The 21,087-nt window shown below is 31.9% G+C and carries 13 protein-coding genes and 1 other RNA gene; 11 read left to right on the top strand and 3 right to left on the bottom strand.

What is annotated here, in order from left to right; all coding sequences use genetic code 4:
• Positions 1 to 19: 19 nt before the first annotated feature.
• From pgsA to rnpB, 3 genes are all read right to left on the bottom strand, one after another.
• Positions 20 to 595 carry a CDP-diacylglycerol--glycerol-3-phosphate 3-phosphatidyltransferase gene (gene pgsA, locus ACWXVV_RS01770; protein WP_455967829.1) on the bottom strand — a complete coding sequence of 192 codons (576 nt, stop codon included), beginning with the start codon at positions 593 to 595 and terminating at the stop codon, positions 20 to 22.
• The gene (locus ACWXVV_RS01775; protein WP_438341268.1) at positions 582 to 1,196 is read right to left on the bottom strand and encodes an MHJ_0274 family protein; all 615 of its coding nucleotides are present in this window, start codon (positions 1,194 to 1,196) and stop codon (positions 582 to 584) included. The genes pgsA and ACWXVV_RS01775 overlap by 14 nt, the downstream gene beginning before the upstream one ends.
• Before the next feature lie 173 nt (positions 1,197 to 1,369).
• Positions 1,370 to 1,678: RNase P RNA component class B (gene rnpB, locus ACWXVV_RS01780), an RNA gene on the bottom strand.
• An 81-nt stretch (positions 1,679 to 1,759) separates the two neighbouring features.
• Here rnpB and ACWXVV_RS01785 point away from each other — a divergent pair.
• The 11 genes from ACWXVV_RS01785 to ACWXVV_RS01835 all read left to right on the top strand — a co-directional run bounded on the left by ACWXVV_RS01785 (position 1,760) and on the right by ACWXVV_RS01835 (position 21,012).
• Positions 1,760 to 2,278: an MAG0490 family ComEA-like DNA-binding protein gene (locus ACWXVV_RS01785; RefSeq protein ID WP_438341267.1), complete on the top strand. Its 519-nt coding sequence runs from the start codon at positions 1,760 to 1,762 to the stop codon at positions 2,276 to 2,278.
• 344 nt (positions 2,279 to 2,622) lie between these two features.
• Entirely contained in the window at positions 2,623 to 3,558 is a 936-nt protein-coding gene (locus tag ACWXVV_RS01790) for a ComEC/Rec2 family competence protein (protein ID WP_438341266.1), read from the top strand.
• A gap of 119 nt (positions 3,559 to 3,677) precedes the next feature.
• A complete protein-coding gene (gene holA / locus ACWXVV_RS01795; RefSeq protein ID WP_438341265.1) occupies positions 3,678 to 4,625 on the top strand; it encodes a DNA polymerase III subunit delta in 948 nt (315 codons plus the stop codon).
• Between the two features lie 2 nt (positions 4,626 to 4,627).
• Entirely contained in the window at positions 4,628 to 6,199 is a 1,572-nt protein-coding gene (locus ACWXVV_RS01800; RefSeq protein WP_456012463.1) for an alpha-amylase family glycosyl hydrolase, read from the top strand.
• Positions 6,200 to 6,339: 140 nt separating this feature from the next.
• Positions 6,340 to 6,837: a 50S ribosomal protein L10 gene (gene rplJ, locus ACWXVV_RS01805; protein WP_455967835.1), complete on the top strand. Its 498-nt coding sequence runs from the start codon at positions 6,340 to 6,342 to the stop codon at positions 6,835 to 6,837.
• A 14-nt stretch (positions 6,838 to 6,851) separates the two neighbouring features.
• The gene (rplL, locus tag ACWXVV_RS01810) at positions 6,852 to 7,223 is read left to right on the top strand and encodes a 50S ribosomal protein L7/L12 (protein WP_455979005.1); all 372 of its coding nucleotides are present in this window, start codon (positions 6,852 to 6,854) and stop codon (positions 7,221 to 7,223) included.
• A 176-nt stretch (positions 7,224 to 7,399) separates the two neighbouring features.
• Positions 7,400 to 10,987: a DNA-directed RNA polymerase subunit beta gene (rpoB, locus tag ACWXVV_RS01815; protein ID WP_455967838.1), complete on the top strand. Its 3,588-nt coding sequence runs from the start codon at positions 7,400 to 7,402 to the stop codon at positions 10,985 to 10,987.
• Positions 10,988 to 10,989: 2 nt separating this feature from the next.
• On the top strand, positions 10,990 to 15,351 hold the full coding sequence (gene rpoC / locus ACWXVV_RS01820; RefSeq protein ID WP_438341260.1) for a DNA-directed RNA polymerase subunit beta': 4,362 nt from the start codon (positions 10,990 to 10,992) through the stop codon (positions 15,349 to 15,351).
• Between the two features lie 184 nt (positions 15,352 to 15,535).
• Positions 15,536 to 17,470: a DNA topoisomerase IV subunit B gene (gene parE / locus ACWXVV_RS01825; RefSeq protein WP_455967841.1), complete on the top strand. Its 1,935-nt coding sequence runs from the start codon at positions 15,536 to 15,538 to the stop codon at positions 17,468 to 17,470.
• An 8-nt stretch (positions 17,471 to 17,478) separates the two neighbouring features.
• On the top strand, positions 17,479 to 20,157 hold the full coding sequence (gene parC, locus ACWXVV_RS01830; protein WP_455984730.1) for a DNA topoisomerase IV subunit A: 2,679 nt from the start codon (positions 17,479 to 17,481) through the stop codon (positions 20,155 to 20,157).
• 159 nt (positions 20,158 to 20,316) lie between these two features.
• On the top strand, positions 20,317 to 21,012 hold the full coding sequence (locus ACWXVV_RS01835; RefSeq protein ID WP_455984729.1) for a hypothetical protein: 696 nt from the start codon (positions 20,317 to 20,319) through the stop codon (positions 21,010 to 21,012).
• Positions 21,013 to 21,087: the final 75 nt, after the last annotated feature.

Raw genomic sequence — 21,087 nt, forward strand, 5'->3', positions numbered from 1 at the left:
AATGCAAGGAGCTTTTTGATTATTTTAAGTATTTGTTTAAGTAGATAACTCCACTAATTAGGGCAATAATTGCTCCTATTATTAACGGAATATTGAATAATAAAATATTTAAGCCTGTTGGTGCAAATATTGCAAATGATAATACAATCAATGCTAAAGAAATAACAATAGTTTTAACTTTGCCTCAAACTGAAGCAGATACTTCTTTATTTTTACTAATAGCTCAAATTCTTGCGCCGTCTACAAAAATGTCACGAACAATAATAACAAGTACTAAAGGAATATATGTAAGCCCTGCTGATGCTAAAAATAGAAGCATACACACTGTTATTGCTTTATCGGCTATAGGATCAAAAATCTTTCCGAACGTTGATACAACTTTTCATTTTCTTGCTAAAAAACCATCTAGAAAATCTGTGATCATACAGAAAATAAAGATAGCAACGTTGGTGAAGTAAATTGGTATTCATTTCGTTGAATGCATGGCGTTAGCGTATCTAAGAACAATCATTAAAACTATGAAAGGAACTATTAAAAACAAACGACAAAGGGTTAAAAAATTAGGAATTTTTGTTTTTATATTATTGTTTTCCATCATTTGCCTCTTCAAGTTCTAAATCTTCATCGTCATAAAATTTTTCTCTAATACTTTGTTTAGCATTTTGACGATATGTTTTCAGCACATCATCATCAATCAGTTCAGTCTGCAATTGTTTAAAATAGTTCATTTCTTCCTGACATTTTTTGTGTCAAGTATTCAATGAAGTGTTATTTAGAGTAACCAAAGCTTTTACAAAATATTGATATTTTTCACTTTCTTTAAAATCTTTAAAGTCTTCTCTTTCATATAAAACTTGTAAAAGTTTAGCAGCTCCATTTTTTAGTTCAGACATTTTTCTTTGTCCAACACTAACTTGGAATTTGTCTAATTCTTCAAGTGAGTAATCAATAATTTCATTGATAGTTACAACATATTCACGATAAACTTCTTTGTTTACTTCGATTCTTTTGATACGTTTTCTTACTTCCCGTTTTTTATCAACAAAGTGCTTAATAATTTTGAAAATAATGTAACCTACCAAAATAACTAGAATACCACCCAAAATTGCATAAGTCACTCATGACATTGCGCTAGTTGGTCGTTGCTGAGTGTTTGTTGCTTCAGCAAAATTGATTAGTAATTGATTGTTCTGCATGTTAGTTCCTTTTATTAATGAATTAATAACTTCTAAAATTATAACATAAGCAATCTTAGTCTTTTTTAGCCTAAGCTAGCTTGATTCCCACATTTTTCTCATCCCTTGACTCAACAAAATCGATATAGTAAAATTAAAGTGAGTAGATAAAATAAAAGCACCCGAAGGTGCCTGCTCTTAAACCCGGTTTTGTATCAATGTAAATTGATGTCGATTATTTATCTAAGAATATTGATATTCTTCTCGGTTTTGGTTCAATTCCCTTAACCAAGCTCCCTTACCATAATTTAGGTTTCTAGCTTGCGGAGTTTAACCTTTGCACTCTTACCCTAACGGGCAGACTTAGTTTCTGTGTCACTAGTCGTCAGCATCAAATGCTGCCTGAATTTATTAGATTCAGCACAAACACTACTTTCATCGCAGAAAGTGCTAGCCGGGATTTTCCTCTACATTTTTTACAAATGCAGCAATCGACGAGCCATTAAGAATTATAAATTAATTTTTGAAAAAAAGAATATCTACTCGATTTAAAAACTCGCAGCAAAATTTACTTAAATAAGTAGATGAAAAAGTTTAAAAAGATTAAAAACGTTCTAATTTTCATTGCCCTAGGCAGTGTTTTGGTTGCTTCCTTATTGAGTATTAATCATTTGAAAAACCAGTCAACTCTAAAATCTAAGAAAAGGAACAATGACAAGCATTACAACGAATTTTTTCAAATCACTGTCAGTGGCGCAATAGAATTACCTGGAACATACTACTTCGAAAAAGATGCAACTTTGAGAACCGTTTTGAAAAAAGTCGGAATAATGAAGCAAGCTGATTGATCAAAAATTGATCTAAGTATGCATCTAAAAGACAAAATGAATGTTGAAATCCCTTTTAAGCCGGACTTTAAATTGCCTGTGAGTTTTTTTAATACAATCGAGAAGTTTAAAATCCTTAACATTGCACCTAAACAAGCTAAGAGTCTTTTCAATTATTTCAAAGAAAACACTTATTATCAATGAGAAGATATTGCCAAACTTGATCAAATTGGTGAAATTACTATTGCCAAATTGCGCGAGCATTTAATTTTGTAAAGCATGGTTGAGTAAGTCTCTTGACTGTGATTTTAGGTTATTATTTTTTTCAAAATTACAACTTTTATTTACTTCCAATTATTATTCTTTTAATAGCATCAAAAATAGCAAGTTTAGGTTTTTGAAAATCCATTTTGATATTATCTTGTTTGTTATTGTTAGCACTATTAATTTCTAATCTCGCGTGACAAAATGCCCAGCACTTTAGTGTTATTGTCAGGCCAAAAATAATATTCAGAAGAGGTCTTGTTTTCCAGTTTTTAAACAAAACTTTTTTAGTTCAAAACGTAAATTATATTAAGCCTCAAAACTATTATTTTATACAAGGTTGTATTGAAAAAAATTTGAATGAAAACACTCAATCTTTTCTAGACCAACTAAAAATTGATTTTGTACTTAAAACCAGTACTTTTTCAGTCTTTAATAATAATAAAATTTACAATTTTTTAATTCACAACATTGAAAGAAACGATGTTGTTTCCCAAACGTTTCTTAAGCTTTTATTACTTGGTATTAAAGATAAAAATGACATTGTGGTTCAGCACATTTATAAGTTGAATATTAGTCATATTTTTGTGGTTAGCGGATTTCATTTTGGACTAGTAGGATTTGGTTTAATGACAATGTTTAAAAAGTTAAAAATCAATAACCACATTTGTTACTTTTCAACATTTGTAATTTTGTTTTTATTGTTGTGTTTACTGAATTTTTCAATCAGTGGTTTAAGGTGCTTTGTTTACTTTGTAATTCTTTATCTTTTGGATTGCAAAAAACCAAACAAATCAAATAAAGTTTTAGCTTTTTATTTAACGCTCTTTATTAATTTTGTTTACATGCCTACTCTTTTTTACAACATTGGTGCAATAGCTAGTTATAGCTTAACTTTTATGTGTTTGAATGTCGCAACAAAAGACACACGATTGAAGTTTATTCAAATTAATCTACTTGCTTATATTCTCAGTCTCGTTTTATTTTCATCAATAATGAAACGAATAAATGTTTTGGCTTTATTTTATCAATTGCTCTTTAGCGCAATAATTCCATTCATTTATCTGAATTCACTTCTTTTCTTTTGGTCACCATATACTAATTATTTGATCTTTAATTCTTTGAATTGAATTTTGAATTTCTTAACATCATTACCTTCCACTATTCCTATCCTTAGTTTTGGTACAACGTCGTTTCTATATTTCTACTTATTTTGCCTACCTTGATTTTATTTTCAAAAGCAACAAAAAGTAAAATCAAAATGAGAATTCACAACTCTTAAATACACTTAATCAATATTGGTGAAAATCTGTGCATTTTTTCGACTGGATAACCTTTCTTTCTATAAGAAAAAGTCGACTTTTTACAATATCACTTTTCAGCAAAAAAGTTAATGGGTATAATTAGAATTATGAATTTTGTTTATGGTGACGAAAAATTTTTCGTCGAATTTTATATTAAAAAGTTTATAAAGGCAAACAAGGATGTTTTTGACCGTCGTAAGTTTGATGAATCTTCTGATTTGGAAGATATTTTTGATGCACTTTCTTCAGTTGATATTTTCGATGAAAAAAGATTGGTAATTATTGAAAATTTAGTGCTATTTAAAGACTTAAAAAATCAAAAAAAAGACATCGACAAATTTATTGAGGTTCTTGATAATTTATCGCCAACAGTTGAAGTTTTGATTTCTTTATATAGTGAACAAGAAGCTAAAATTAGTCAATCAAAAATATTCAAATATCTAACAAAAAAAGCAAATGTCAAAAAAGTTAATAAACTAAAAGCATATGAAATGAATGCTTTTATCAAGAAATATGTCGAAGATAACAAGGGTTCTATTACTCCTGATGCAATAAACGATATCGTTGCTCGTTATGGTTCGAATTTATTCTTAATTTGCCAAGATTTAGATAAATACTTAGTTAACAAAGAACAACCAATAACTCTTAAAACAATGGAAAATGATGAAATAATGTTTTCTGAAAATCCTGAATTTGCATTTGGTGATGCCTTTCTAAAATGTGTAAGCAATGAAAAACTATACGAAAAATTTGAAGAGCAAATGCTTATGGGGACTCCTTTTGCATTACTTAACACTTGAGTAGTAAATATCTTAGAACAAGCAATAAAAATCCACGTTTTAAGGCAAAATAAGCTGTCAGATTCAGAAATTATAATGATTCTGAAATTACATGCCTTTCGTTTCAAATTAATCAATAACTTTTTAAATTTTCATAAAATCGAACAAATTCAAAGCTGAATGTCACAAGTAAGCCAACTTGATTTAGATTTAAAAGAAGGTTTTTTATCTGAAGAAGTTTGTTTAAGCAAGTTTATAACTGTTTTAATGGAGTAAAAATGAATAATGATTTTTTGAATAAAAAATACCCAAAATTAAATTTCTATGAGCTAAAAGTTGACAAATTTTTAGACACAAATAATTCTGGTTTTGGAGATTATCAAGGAGTAGAAAGAAAAATTGAATATTTTGAAAAAATGAATTTTAATGTCATTTTGTTCAACAATATCCTTGACTACTACCAGGAATTAGACAACATCAATGAAATCCATAATCGCTATGGATCTCTTTATGACTTGCGAAGAATGGTGAAATTATTAGCAGAGAAAAATATTGCTTCAGCTGTCACAATAGACATTAAAAAAATTCAACAAACTTACACGAACTTTAAACGTGCTAATCAATTTTATGACAACAACAAAACACTTGAAGAACAAAAAGAATTATCAAGTTTAGAACGTTATGTATCTTTCGAACATGTTCGTGAAAACAAAATTGATCTAAACTCGAACATCTTAAGCTATTATGAAACAATCCTGAAATTCTATGGACGTTTAGGATTTAAGTATATTTTTATTGAAAATGCTGAAGTTTTACAAGTACAAAAAAGCGACACTTTTTCTTCTGAATTGATTCAAAAATTGAAAGAAATTTACATCATGACAAAACGTTATGATGGTGAGATTAAATTAGTCTTATCAGCCGACAATGTATCTCATAAATTCATAAAAAAACTTCTTTCAGCTGATGCTACTATTTGCGATTATGTGTTTCTAAATTACTTTGCTTTAATTGGAAGAGACAAAAATTATAAAAACTACCTGATGCGAACTTTCCGGCCAGCAAAATTATTTAAAGAAATCAAAAAATACTCAAAATTGCATCAATTTATTATTTCACTTGCATCAGATAAAACAGGAAGAATTAATTCACGTTGGGGTGATGAAAATGCTTACAAATTTGAGTCTGCTAAGTCACTGGCCTTGTTGTTGTTCTCTAGTGCTAACTCAACATCAACTTATTATGGTGATGAACTTGGAATGTTAAAAGCAAAGATTTCTGATAATTCACAGTACAAAATTGCTAATTTTAATGAAATTAAACGTAATCTTGAATCAAAAAATATTAGTAACGAAAAGTTTTTAAAATCAATATCCTATCAACACCCAATTAGTACTAATGGGGTAATGAGCTGATCTAATCAACTTAATGCTGGATTTTCACAACAAAGAGAAATTAGTTTTACAAAACCAGAAAACTTTAAGGAAATTAACTTTACTTCAGAAGCAAACAATAAAAATTCACCGCTTAATTTCTATCGCTTCTTACTAAGTCTTGTTAATGATGATGATTGAGGTGATTTAATGAAGTATGGTTCAACTCATTTTAGAATCTCACTAAATCGCAAAATTTTAAAAGTTATCCGTAAACACCAAAATCAAAAAATGATATTTGTTGTTAATTTAAGCAAAAAACCTCGTCACTACAAGGTAGGTAAAAAATGACAAATTTTTGCTTCTAGCTACTCAGATAAAACCTACACCACAATACCAGAGCAACTAGATGCTTTCGAAAGTTTAATCCTAGTTAAAAAAGACGATGACATTGAGAAATTTAATGCTGAAAAATAAGCTAAAAACTTATGTTAATTATTAATTAAAATGTGATAAAATTGAAAAGCAATATATGAAGACAATAACTGCGAAAGCTTAATTTGTTATCGAGTATAGAAGTTTTGATGTATTGTATCCAAATCTTAAAAGGAGACAAAATGAGCGACTTAAGAAATGCTAAAGTTTTGGTAGTTGACGAAATTACTAATGCTTTAAAAAATTCTCATGCTCTAGTTGTTGCACGTTACCAAGGATTAAACGTTGAACAATTACAAACATTGAGAAAAGAAGCTAAAGCTCTAGGTGTAACTTTAAAAGTTTACAAAAACCGTTTAGTAAAACAAGCTACTCCTGCTTTAGGTCACGAAGCTCTTAACGACTACTTAACAGGTGCTAACATTTATGCATTTTCAAATAACGATGATATGTCAGCAGCTAAAGTTATCGCTAAGTTTGCTAAAGAATTCCCTCAACTAGAAGTTGTGGCTGGAATTTATGAAAACCGGGTAATTGATGCCCAAGAAGTTCAAGTAGTTGCTTCTCTACCAAGCTACGAAGAAGCACTTATGTTACTTGGAAACTCACTACTTGCACCATTGAGAAATCTTTCAATTGGTCTAGATATGTTAGTAAAAGAAAACAAATTACAAGGATAGGATAGGTAAAAACTATGGCAAAATTAACAAAAGAAGAATTTATCTCTGCATTAAAAGAAATGAACATTAAAGAAGTTATGGAACTAGTTGAAGGACTAAAAGAAGAATTCGGAATTGACCCTTCAGCAGTTGCAGTAGCAGCAGCCGCTCCAGCAGCTGGTGCAGCAGAAGAAAAAACAGAATTCAATGTTACTCTAAAATCAGCTGGAGACCAAAAAGTTAACGTTATTAAAGCTGTTAAAGAAGCAACAGGATTAGGACTAATGGAAGCTAAAAAATTAGTTGAATCAGCTCCTGCAGTTGTTAAAGAAAACGTTAAAAAAGATGAAGCTGAAGAAATCAAAGCTAAACTTGTTGCTGCTGGTGCAGAAGTTTCAATCGATTAATAATTTTCTATAAACATTAAATGGCTCTATGCCATTTTTGTTGTTTTATTAAGGCACTTTTATTTTTCGCCTAAAAACACCAAAACCACTCAAAACTGAATAAATTTTGTATACAAAAAACATTTTTTAAACAAAAAATTTGGCTTAAGCCAAGCATTATTTCTGAGGAGTTAAATATGGAACAAAACCACCAAAAATTTATTGAAAGAAAATTCGGGCCGATTACCACTCGGCGTGATTATTCAAAATCTCCTAAAGTTTTTAAAACCCCAGACTTTTTAAAAATGCAACGTGATTCTTTTGAACAATTCATTGACCAAGGAATTGAAGAAGAACTAAACTCAGTTTACCCTATCGAAGTTCCTAACAAAGTAAGAATTGAATATAAGAAAAACTCACGTGTTTTTGAAAAACCAAGTAAATCAGAATTCGAATCAATAAAAACCGCTAAGCAAAAAGGTTCTTCATACGTTGGAAAATTAAAAGCAACTCTTCGTCAAACTAACACAACAACTGGTGAGACTGAAGACTATGAAGTTGTTTTTGGAGAAATTCCAATTATGACTGATGGTGGAACATTCATTATCAACGGAAGTGAAAAAGTTATTGTTAGCCAATTAATTCGTTCAACCGGAGCATATTTCGGAGTAGGAGTTCGGAACAAACAAGCTAACGACCTGTTCAACAAACTTGAAATCTTCCCACACGTTGGTTCATGATTAGAAATTAGCCACAAAGTTACTGGAGTTAGTGTTGACTCAGTAAAAATTAAGATTGACAAAAACAAAGGAATTTACTTAACTACATTTTTAAAAGCATTAGGATTAACTGAAGCATCAATTACTAATTTGTTTGGTACAAATGATGTTTTAGCTGAAACTTTAAGAAAAGACAAGGTAAAAGAGGATGACCGTGAAGAAGCTATAAGACTTTCACAGGAACAAATTTACCGTATCATCCGTCGTGGGGATAGAATGACTGATGATAGTGTTAGAAATCTATTACCAAATGTACTATTCAACGAAAAACGTTATGATCTAGCAATCACTGGACGTTTTACTATTAACCGTAAACTAAGTGTTATCGATCGTATCGTAAACTCATATTTAGCTCAAGATTTAATCAAAACTGATGAAGACGGAGTAGTAAGTGTAGTTTATAAAAAGGGAACATTCATTACTCCTGATCTAGCAACCAAAATTAATGATGATTTTAAAAATGGAAACATTGATTTAACAAGATTACCAGATATTAGTGAAACAATCTATGCAAATCAATTAAGTACCCCAACAAAATCATTAGCAAACAAACTAAATGTTTCAATGGTTCGTATTTGACCTACTGAAAAAGCAATGGAATTAAATAGTGAACCTGTTTTAGTTATCGGAAATGATCAAAGTTCAGAAGATAAACACTTAATCATTCCTGACATTATTGCTGCTGTTTCATACTACTTTAATTTATTAGAAGGAGTAGGAACTAGTGATGATAATGACTCGCTTGTAAATAAGAGAATTGTTACAATTGGAGAATTATTACAAAACCAATTCAGAATTGGATTACTAAGACTTGAAAAAGTTTCACGTGAAAAGATTTCTGGAAAAGACATTGAAAAAATTACTGCTAAAAATGTAACAAACAACAAGCCTATTTACAACCAAATGAAGACATTCTTCAACTCATCAAAACTTTCACAATTCATGGATCAAGTTAACCCACTAGGAGAAATTTCGAATAAACGTCGGGTAACCAGTTTGGGACCTAGAGGACTTAACCGTGATACAGCACAATTCGATGTTCGTGACGTTCACTCAACTCACTATGGACGTATTTGTCCGATTGAAACACCTGAAGGACCAAACATCGGACTTATCTTAAATATGGCTTCATATGCCAACATTGATAAACACGGATTCATTCAAACTCCATACTTTAAAGTAAATAACGGAGTTGTTGATTTTAACGATGTTCGTTACTTATCAGCAATTGAAGAAGTAAATTACTCATTTGCCCAATCATCAATTAATATCGATGAAAATGGAAAAATTTTAGATCCTAAAGTTGTTGTTCGTAAAAACAATGACTATATTGAAGTTGATGCTAAAGATGTTAACTACCTAGGAGTTAGTTCACGTCAAATGACATCAATCGCTGCTTCAGCTATTCCATTCTTGGAAAATGACGATGCTAACCGGGCACTAATGGGATCAAACATGCAACGTCAAGCAGTTCCATTAATTAAACCTGAAGCGCCATTAGTTGCAACTGGAGTTGAAGCAGATATTGCTAAATACTCAGCTGCTAACATTCGTTCAAACCACGATGGAGTTGTAACTTTCGTTGATGCTTCAAGAATTGACATCAAACCAAACGGACAAAAACAAGCAATCAAATACTGATTACGTACTTTTGAGCGTTCAAACCAAGGAACAGTTATTCACCAAAGACCAATCGTTAAAGTTGGACAAGAAATTGCTAAAGGTGATTTACTAACTGATGGACCAAGTATGGAAAATGGGGAATTAGCTCTAGGTAAAAACGTACTTGTTGGATTCAGTACCTGATTTGGATACAACTATGAAGATGCTGTTATTCTTAACGAAAGATTAGTTAAAGATGACGTTTATACATCAATTCATATTGAAGAACAAACCATTCAATTCCGTCGTTCAAAAGCTGGAGACGACATTCTAACCAGTGAAATCCCTAACGTTTCTAACCGTTCAAAACGTTTCTTGACTGAAGAAGGAATTGTTAGAGTTGGATCAGAAGTTAGTGCTGGAGACATTCTTGTAGGACGTGTTTCACCAAAAGCTGAAGAAAACCCAAGTCCTGAAGAAAAACTAATGGCTGCTATCTTTGGGCAAAAAACATCAACTCACAAAGATACATCACTAAAAGTTAAACACGGACACGCAGGAACAGTTGTTGCTGTTGATGTTCTAAGTCGCGAAAATGGTGATTCGCTAGAAGATGGAATCGAAAAAATCGTTAAGGTCTCAATTGCACAAAAACGTAAAATCAAAGTCGGGGACAAAATGGCCGGACGGCACGGAAATAAAGGGGTTGTTTCAATCGTTTTACCAGAAGAAGATATGCCATATCTAGAAGACGGAACACCACTTGATATTCTTCTTAACCCACAAGGGGTTCCTTCACGGATGAACATTGGACAAGTTCTTGAATTGCACTTAGGACTGGCTGCAAGAAAATTGAATACTAAATTTGTTTCACCAATTTTTGATGGAATTAGTTACCAAGAAATCAAGAAAATCCAGCAAGAAGCAGGAATTGATCCAAGTGGAAAGATGACTGTCTACAGCGGACAAACCGGAGAACCATTTGATAACCCTATTTCAGTTGGAATCATGTACTACTTGAAGCTATACCACATGGTTGATGACAAGATGCATGCTCGTAGTGTTGGTCCTTACTCATTAATTACTCAACAACCTCTTGGAGGAAAGAGTCAAAATGGGGGACAACGTTTCGGAGAAATGGAAACTTGAGCTATCGAATCGTATGGAGCAACAAACGTATTGCAAGAATTATTGACATACAAATCAGATAACATTATTGGACGTAACCAACTTTACAATGCTCTTGCTACAGGTTCAAAACTACCACAACCAGGTACTCCAGAATCATTCAGCGTTCTAAGTTATGAACTAAGAGGATTAGGAATTAAATTAGAAGTTAGTGAGCAAGAAAAAAATAAACATGTTGGTGAACAATTACCACTAGAAGCGCAAGGAGAATACTAATTATGGCAAAAAATTACAAAGGTAATCATGACTCAATTTCACATATTTCACTTGCACTTGCAACTAGTGAAGATGTTCGAAACTGAAGTAATGGTGAAGTAACAAAACCTGAAACTATTAACTATAAAAGTTACAAACCAGAACGCCACGGATTATTTGATGAATTAATTTTCGGACCAATGATTGACTTCCGTTGTCCAATCTGTGGTCACAAATACAAAAAAATTAATGAAGGACAAAACTGTTCAAAAACTGACTTGTGTAAACTAGAAAAACCAGTCATCTTGCAAAAAATGGCTCGTCGTAACCACATGGGTCACATTGAACTATCCGCTCCTGTTGTTCACTTTTGATACTACAAAGTTGACCACTCAATTTTGGCAAAATTGTTAGGTTTAAGAGTTGAAAATACTAGTGAATATGTTCGTCGTGCGGATTATGAAAACTTAATTTACTACAAATCACACATTGTTTTAGAATCAGACGGACTGAAAAGCCTACCAAAAAACAAAATCATTGAAGTTAATAACGCTGGACCTATCTACCGTGATGCTTTACAAGAATTAGCATATCGTTTTGAAGAAGGTAGTGAAGAACGTTTAGATATTGAAGAAGCAATCGAAAACTTGATTGAAAAAGGGGAATCAAAAATCGGTCAAGACTATGGGATTGACTTCTATGAATTCAATGACATTATTCAAGAGTACTCAAATGCTAAAATCACTACCGGTTCAAAAGCTATTGAGTATTTACTAAAAAACATTAATCTAGAACAAGAACAAAGTGAAGTTGAAGCAGCAATTAGAGAAATCAATCACGAAGAATACACAAATGGAGTAATTTCTTCAACTCAAAAAACTAATCGTGAAAAACTTTACAAACGTTTACAAGTAATTAATTCATTCATTGAAAGTGGTCAATCACCAACCTCAATGTTGATTTACAATCTACCAGTTATCCCTGTTGACTTGCGTCCATTGATTCAATTAGATGGAGGACGTCACTCAACTAGTGACGTTAACGAACTATATCGTCGTATTATCATCAGAAATAACCGTTTAAAACAATGAATTGAAAAAGAAGCACCTAACTTGATTATCCAAAACGAATTACGGATGATTCAAGAAGCAGTTGATGCTTTAATTGACAATGCTCGCCGTAGCCCGAGCCCAGTCCTTTCAAAAGATAACCGTCCATTTAAGTCAATTAGTGATGCGCTAACTGGTAAAAAAGGACGTTTTAGACAAAACTTGTTGGGAAAACGTGTTGACTACTCGGGTCGTAGTGTTATTGTTGTTGGTCCGAATCTAAAAATGCACCAATGTGGTATCCCACGTGAAATGGCTGCGAAACTATTTGAACCATGAATTATTAACGTTTTAATTGAAAAAGAAATCGCTTCAACCATTAAACAAGCCAAAAAAATGATTGAAGATCAAAACCCAGTAATCTGACCACATGTTGCTGAAGTAATTAAAGGAAGATTAGTGCTTCTTAACCGGGCACCAACCCTTCACCGTCTAAGTATTCAAGCATTTGAGCCAGTTTTAGTTCGGGGGAAAGCTATTAGATTACACCCACTAGTATGTACTGCCTTCAATGCTGACTTCGACGGGGACCAAATGGCTGTCCATGTTCCAGTTAGTGATGAAGCATTACTAGAAGCTCGTGAACTAATGCTTGCTAATAAAAACATTCTAGGTCCTAAAGATGGAGAACCTATCATCAACCCTTCACAAGATATGATTTTAGGTCTTTACTACTTAACTTTAGAAAAGCCAGGATCTAAAGGAGAAGGAAGAATTTTCCGTGACTTTGAACACATGATGCGTGCTTATGAAGCTAAAAGAGTAGACTTACATGCTCGTGTTGCTATGCCAATCGAAGCAATTAAAGATAAATCTGAATCAATTTACAATCCTGAAGACAAATACATCATTTCTTCAGTTGGAAAATTCATCTTTAACTCAGTATTCCCACGCTCATTCCCATTCATTCACCACGCTGATTTTGGAACAACAAATGAAGAAATCAAACAAAACTCAAGACGTTTTGTTCTAAGAAGTGGTCAAGATATTGAAAGTTACATTAAATATGAGTTAGGAATTCAAAAAGCATTTACCAAGAAAAACATTGCCAAAATTGTTCGTTTAGTATTCGATCGTTATGTTTCAGTTGTTTCAATTAAAGATATTGCAACAGTGATTGATAAATTAACTCCTGAAAATTACAAACAAACCTTATCAGAATACATTCAATTGCTAGATTACAATGGTAAAAACATTAATGCTTTACACGCTAATGAATTAGCACAACTAACAGAAAAACACTTTGAACACTGCTTTAATAAAGCAAAAACAGACGCAAACGGTAACTACTACAGCTATTTATCAAGTGCTGAAAAAGCTCGTATTTTAGATGGTGTTTGATTTGATTACACAAACAAAGTAGCTTCAATTCTAGACAAAATTAAAGCTCTAGGATTTGAGTACTCAACAAAGAGTGGTATTAGTATTGCTATTAGTGACATCATCGGAACTGACAAAAAATCGGATTTCATTGATGAAGGGGATAAATATATCAACGAACTAAAAGAATTCTATAACTCTGGAGAATTAACTGATGACGACCGTTATAACTTAACTATCCGTAAATGAACTGAAGTTAAGGATAAAATTCAAAGTCAACTAAGTGAAGTTATTAAACAAAATACTTATAACCCAGTTATTATGATGATTGACTCAGGGGCTCGGGGAACAATTAATAACTACGTTCAATTAGCAGGTATGCGGGGACTAATGGCAAACAACACCAAAACCCTAAAAGCCGATGCTAAAAACGACCGGGTAGTTCGTTCAACTGTTGAAGTTCCTGTTAAATCTTCATTCCTTGAAGGACTAACAGCATACGAATTCTATTCATCAACTCACGGGGCTCGTAAAGGACTAACCGATACTGCTCTTAACACCTCAAAATCTGGATATCTAACCCGTCGTTTAGTTGACGTTGCACAAAACATTGTTGTTAAAGAAGAAGACTGTGGATCAGATTACGGATTCTTAATTAGAGACATTACTGACACAAAAACAAAGCAAACAATCGTGTCAATGTTAGACCGTATTGAAGGTCGTTTCTCTAACCAAGATGTTTATGATAATAACAACAAATTATTAATTGCTAAAAACCAACTTATTACTCCTGCTGATGTAGCTAAATTACGTAAAGCTGAAATTAAAGAAATTGAAATTCGTTCAATTTTTGGATGTAATACACGTAATGGTGTATGTAAACACTGTTTTGGAAAAGACTTAGCAACAAACCGTCTTGTAAACATCGGAGAAGCAGTTGGAATTATTGCTGCTCAAAGTATCGGGGAACCAGGAACTCAGCTAACCATGCGTACCTTCCACTCTGGAGGGGTTGCTGGGGTTGAAGATATTACTGGTGGATTTACCCGTCTAACTGAATTAATCGATGCTTATGAACAACCTTGAGGAACTCCGGCTGTTATTTCTCCTATTGAAGGACAAGTAGTTGGAATTGAAACTCAAGAAGGAAAAGAAGGACACTATCTAGTTAAAATTGAATACACTAACAGTAACAAAGAATCACAAATTCTTACTCAACACGTTGAAACTAAGAAAAAACTACGTGTTGAAGTTGGTGACAATGTTCGTATCGGGCAAAAAATCTCAGAAGGTCCAATTATTCTTAAAGACTTACTACAAATTGCCGATGCTCATGCCGTACAGAATTACTTGCTAAAAGAAATTCAAAGAATTTATCGTTCACAAGGAATTGCAATTAGTGATAAATATATCGAAATCATTGTTCGTCAAATGATGTCTAAAGTTGTAATTACTGATCCAGGAGATTCTAAATTCTTTGCTGGAGCAATTGTTGACATTTTTGACTACCAAAGTGAAAGTGGAAAATTATTATCACAAAACAAACGTCCTCCATATGGAAATATCATCATTAAAGGAGCAAAACAAACTCCTTTACTAAGTGATTCATTCTTAGCAGCTGCTTCATACCAAGAAACTACAAAGATTTTAGTTCATGCAGCAATTTCTAACCAAGTAGATCCATTAGAAGGACTAAAAGAAAACATCATTGTTGGTAAGAAAATTCCTGCTGGAACAAACTTCTTACCAGTAGAAGAAAATTCAAAATACAACATTCGTTCATTTGCTAGCTATTTCAAAAACGATGACGAAATGAATTTAGATTTACAAACAGTAAATAAAGATTTAGAAGAAGAATTAACTCAAATTCACCAAGAAAGAGAAATTGAAAATATTTACGAATATTTCGATGATTCAAGTACTGATGAAGATAGCTATGAAATCGATGAAGAATAATTAAATAGCCCAATTTTTGGGCTGTTTTTTTATCTTTTTTGCCCCAAACACCAAAGCACTAAAAGCAAAACATTTTAAACTTGTCTAAGACTGAAAAAGTACTCAAAATAAGCATTTTTTTGGATTTTAAAAATTCAGCAAAATCTCATTTTTATATTGACTAAAAACCTTTAAAAGTTGAATAATGTATAATTATTTAACAATGAATACAAATTACGAATCAAAAGACTTAAAAGTACTTAGAGGTTTAGAACCAGTCAGAAAAAGACCAGGAATGTATATTGGTTCTACAGATATCAATGGACTACATCACTTAGTTTGAGAAATTATTGATAACTCAATTGACGAGGCTTTAGCGGGTTTTGCGACCGAAATTACCGTTACTCTTCATAAAGATCAATCAATCAGTGTTGAAGATAATGGAAGAGGAATTCCTGTTGATTATCGTGAAGAGTTCAAAAAGACTGGAGTTGAGTTGGTTTTCACAGAACTTCATGCCGGAGGAAAATTTGACGACTCAGTCTATAAAACCAGTGGAGGACTACACGGAGTAGGTTCAACTGTAGTTAATGCCCTTAGTTCACGCTTGGTTGCAACCATTTATAAAAACAAAAATATTTATCAAACTGAATTTAAACAAGACGAAATAGTTCAAAGAACAAAAATCATTGGCCCAACCACAAAACAAGGAACCCTTGTTCATTTTTGACCTGATCCTACAATTTTCAAAAAAGTTAAGTTTAATCCCCAAACAATCATTGAAAAAATTCGTGAATCGTGTTTTTTGATTTCAAAATTACAAATTACGTTCATTGATGAAAATACTGAAACCAGTGAAACTTTTAAATATGAGGATGGTTTAAAAGAATATGTTCGCTTTGTTAATGAAAACAAAGACTTAATAACTGACATCATCTTTTTTAAATCACAATTTAAAGGAATTGACGTTGAAATTGCTATCCAATATACTGATAGCTACTCGGAAACTATTGTTTCATTTGTTAATAACATTAAAACTAAAGATGGAGGAACCCACGAAACTGCTTTCAAAACTGCATTAACTAAAACAATTAACGAATATGCACAAGAAAAAGGTTTTGCTAAAGGTAAAACTAGTTATGATGGAAGTGATGTTCGTGAAGGTTTAACGGCAATTATTAGTCTAAAAGTTCCTGAAGCTATTTTGGAATTCGTGGGACAAACTAAAGATAAATTAGGAACTCCAGAAGGACGTGAAGCAGTAGATGAAGCATTAAGTTCTAATTTAAAAATTTTCCTAAACGAAAATAAGCAAGAATCAGAAAAAATTCTTAACAAAATCAAGAAAGCATTCGACGCCAGAACTGCTGCCCGTAACGCTCGTAATGAAGTAAGAAAAGTAAAAGATAAATTACAAAACAAAAAGATTATCAGCGGAAAATTAACTCCTGCCCAATCAAAAAATTCGACTGAAAAAGAACTGTTCTTAGTCGAAGGAGATTCGGCTGGTGGGAGTGCTAAACAAGGTCGTGATGCTAAAATTCAAGCTATTTTGCCACTAAAAGGTAAAGTTGTTAACTCAGAAAAAGAAAAATTACTTGACATTCTAAAAAATGAAGAACTAGCCACAATAATTAACATTTTAGGAGCTGGAATTGGAGAAGATTTCAATCTTAAAAATCTCCAATATAACAAAATAATCATTATGACTGACGCCGACACTGATGGAGCACATATCCAAATTCTTTTACTCACATTCTTCTTTAGACACATGAAACCATTAATTGAAAATGGTCATGTCTACATCGCTTTACCACCTTTATACAAAATTAGTGGAAAATCTAAAACATACGATCCAGTAACTTATGCCTGAAGTGATGAAGAATTGCGTCAAATACTAGCTGAATTTTCTTCTTATACAGTGCAACGCTATAAAGGGTTAGGGGAAATGAATGCTGATCAGTTATGGGAAACTACTATGAATCCAAAAACAAGAACTTTAATTCAAGTAAGTTTAGAAGATGTAGTTTTAGCTGAAAAAAGAGTTTCAACTTTTATGGGTAAAAATGCTGAAGCAAGAAAACGCTGAATTGAAAATAACATTGACTTTTCTCTAGAAGATGACTATAAAATCGATTAAGGAGTTTTATGGCTAAAAATCGTGATGAAATTATTGAAAAAATCATCAATGAAAGCTTAGACATCATCATGTCTAATGGTTTTAATCGTTATTCAAAATATGTTATTCAACAAAGAGCATTGCCCGATGCAAGAGACGGATTAAAACCAGTTCAAAGAAGAATTCTTTATTCAATGTGAGAAATGTCACTAACAAATGACAAACCTTTCAAAAAATCAGCCAGAGTAGTAGGAGATGTTATTGGTCGTTTTCATCCACACGGAGATAGTTCAATTTATGAAGCACTAATCAGGATGTCACAAGAGTGAAAAATGGCTTTACCATTAATTGAAATGCATGGTAATAAAGGTTCGATTGATGATGATCCAGCCGCTGCTATGCGTTATACTGAAACAAGACTGGAAAAAATCGCCAATCCTTTAATGGGCGAAATCGATAAAAAAATTGTTTCTTTTGCACCTAACTTTGATGACACTGAATATGAACCAACTGTTTTGCCGACTTATTTTCCTAATTTACTAGCCAACGGAGCTAAAGGAATTGCTGAAGGGTATGCAACCGAAATACCGCCTCACAATTTAAATGAATTACTTGATGCTTGTGTCAAAATCATTCAAAATCCACACATTTCAAATGAAAAATTGTTACAAATCATTCAAGGTCCTGATTTTCCAACTGGTGGAATTATTAGTGATATTGATGGCTTCAAAGAAGCATTTGAAACCGGAAAAGGAAGAGTTGAAATTTATGCTAAACATCGTTTAGTTTATGACAAAAATAATAATGTTGAAGCAATTGAAATTCTAGAAATTCCTTATGGAGTAGTTAAGGTTGAATTAATTAAGCAAATTGATAATCTTATTTTTAATAAAACTATCAATGGAATCAAAGAAGTTCGTGACCAGTCTTCAAGAAATGGAATTAGTATCTATATTGAGTTAGAAACCGAATCAAATGCACAAGCAATTCTTAACTATTTGTTTGAAAAGACTGATCTTAAAAAATATTTCAATTACAACATGGTGGCAATTTGCGATAATGCGCCAAAACTTTTAGGTATTAGACAACTTCTTGATATCTTCTTAAAACACTTATTTAGCTGTAAAACAGACGCTTTAAAATATGATTTTGAAAAAATTTCGCGTCGTCTAGAAATTGTTGAAGGATTGATTAGAGTTAGTGAAATAAGTGATGCAGTAATCAAGCTGATTCGTGAGTCAGACAACAGCAAAAAAGGTGTAATTGAAGCCTTGATGCGTGAGTTTAAATTTACTGAATTACAAGCAACAGCTATTGCCGAATTGCGTTTATATAAATTGTCTAGAATGGATCAATTAGAGTATCAAAAAGAACGCCAGGAACTTCAAGAACAAATTAATCGCCTAGACTTACTTCTAACTAATGAGCAAGAATTCAAAAAATTCTTAATTGATCTTTTACAAGACATTAAGAAAACATATGCTTTACCACGAAGAAGTGAAATTTCGCATGTCAAGATTGAAACAGAAATAAACACAAAAGCACTGGCAAAAAATGAAGATTTCTATGTTTTTGTATCAAATGATGGTTATATAAAACGTTTAAGCAGCAAAATTTTTAATGCTAACTCTTTTGATACTTACAATTTAAAAGAAAACGATTTTGTTATTTTTGGACAAGAAATTAACTCACTATCACAATTATTATTTTTCACATCACAAGGTAATTATTTTGTTATCAATGGTTTCGACCTAAAAGAAAACGGTTGAAAAGAACTAGGTACCCACGCAAGTGACTATGCTCGTTTAGAAGGTAGCGAAAAAATTGTTGCTATTTATAATCTCAAAAATGCCCGTCAAAATAATAATGTCTTACTAGTTTCAAAATATGGAGTAGCAAAGCAAATTAACCTTGAAGAATTGAGTCAACAAACTAATCGTAAATTCCTTGCTATCAAACTAAAAGATGAAAGTGATGAATTAGTTGCAGCTCAAATTGTGAGTCCACAAAGCAATATTTTTGTCTTGCTTTCCGACGGACTATACCAATATTTTGAAAATAGTCAAATACCTCTATATAGTCTTAAAGCAAGTGGAGTGCAAATGACTAAACTAAACGATAATTATGTTGCCAAAGTGCTAGTAATGAACGAAAATGACAAGTTATTGTTAGCAACTTCACAAGGACAATTCAAAAAAGTATTGGCTAAAAATATTGTCGATGTTAAAAGAGTCAATGTACCAAAAGTTTTCTACTACATCCTAAAAAACAAACCAATTGTAATTCAAGATATTGCTACTTATGAATCAGGAATTGAGTTCTGATACACATCGCAAGAAAATAAATTGCAAAGATGATTAGTTGAAGATATTCCCGCTTCACAGCCAAAAGAAAGTTTTGGTGCTGTCAAAATTAATGATTTAAACGTTGGTAGATTTATTAAAAATGTATTTATTAGTCCAGATAAAAATTCCCAAACTAAAATTCTTGATGAATCTGAAAATGATAATTTAGATGTAGATGTTATGGAAACATTCATTTTTGATGAGCCTTTATCAAGTGAAGAAATAGCAAGTGAACAAAAAGAAGAAAACGAGCCAAAACACCAAAAATCAAATCAGGATAATGTCGGAATAATAGATTGATTTAATGTTGATGCCTTAATTGAAAAAGCCAACAATCTCGAAAAAAACAACAAAAAAAATTAGTATAATTTTTAAATAAATTAACAACATTAGGAGGAAAAATGCGTATTGAAATCAGACAAAGAAACAAAGTTAGAGCTGAAAAAAGAGCTAAAAAACTAGCTAAAGAACGTGCTCGTGACCAAAGAAGAGCTGCACGTGCTGCTGAAAATAAATAGATAAATGCACACTACAAAAATTGATCTAAGTAAGATATTTAAAGTTAATTGAATTAGTATCTTAGCTATCAATATCAGCTTGTTTTTTATATTAATATTCGAACCAATGGCTGTTTTGGGAATTTTTGCACCAATAATCGCAATTTTTGCGTACTCGGTGTTAGGTTCATTTCTAGCCTTTGAAACACTAAAAGTGAAAAAAACTACCGTTTGAAGAAAAACGGAATCACTTATCGCTAATTTATTCTTAGTATTTTTAATTAGCTTTTTCGTTATCAAACTTGTTAACTTAGTATTACAAGCCATACTTTTTGACAAACTAGATAAATGACTTTTAGCAACACAAATTTTTAGTACCTTTGCTTTTGTCGTAATGATCTTAGTATTGGCAATTTTGATTTGATACTTTGTTAAAAAAGTGCGCGAAAATCGTCGTCCAACAGTTTGAGATGTAACAGATAAGTTAAAAATTATCGATCTTATTTACTATCCAACTACATTCTTGATGTTATTCTTAGCAGTAATCTTGAAACCAATAATGTTTTTTACTAATGGTTTTTGATTATCATATCAGATTGTAATTTTACCAGTTTTGTTAAGTTTAATTGTTGCTAATAATGTTTGATACGCAATAGTAAATTACAAAAATTTTCATTCAAAGAATAAATCAAAATTGGATGTAAAAACCTTTTTAAAATAGGCACAAAAAGCCTATTTTTTATATCCTGGCTAGTTTATAAACTAGCGTTTTAATCTATAATTAAAAGAATATGGA

It is taken from the genome of Mycoplasma sp. 3392 (genome assembly GCF_053851755.1).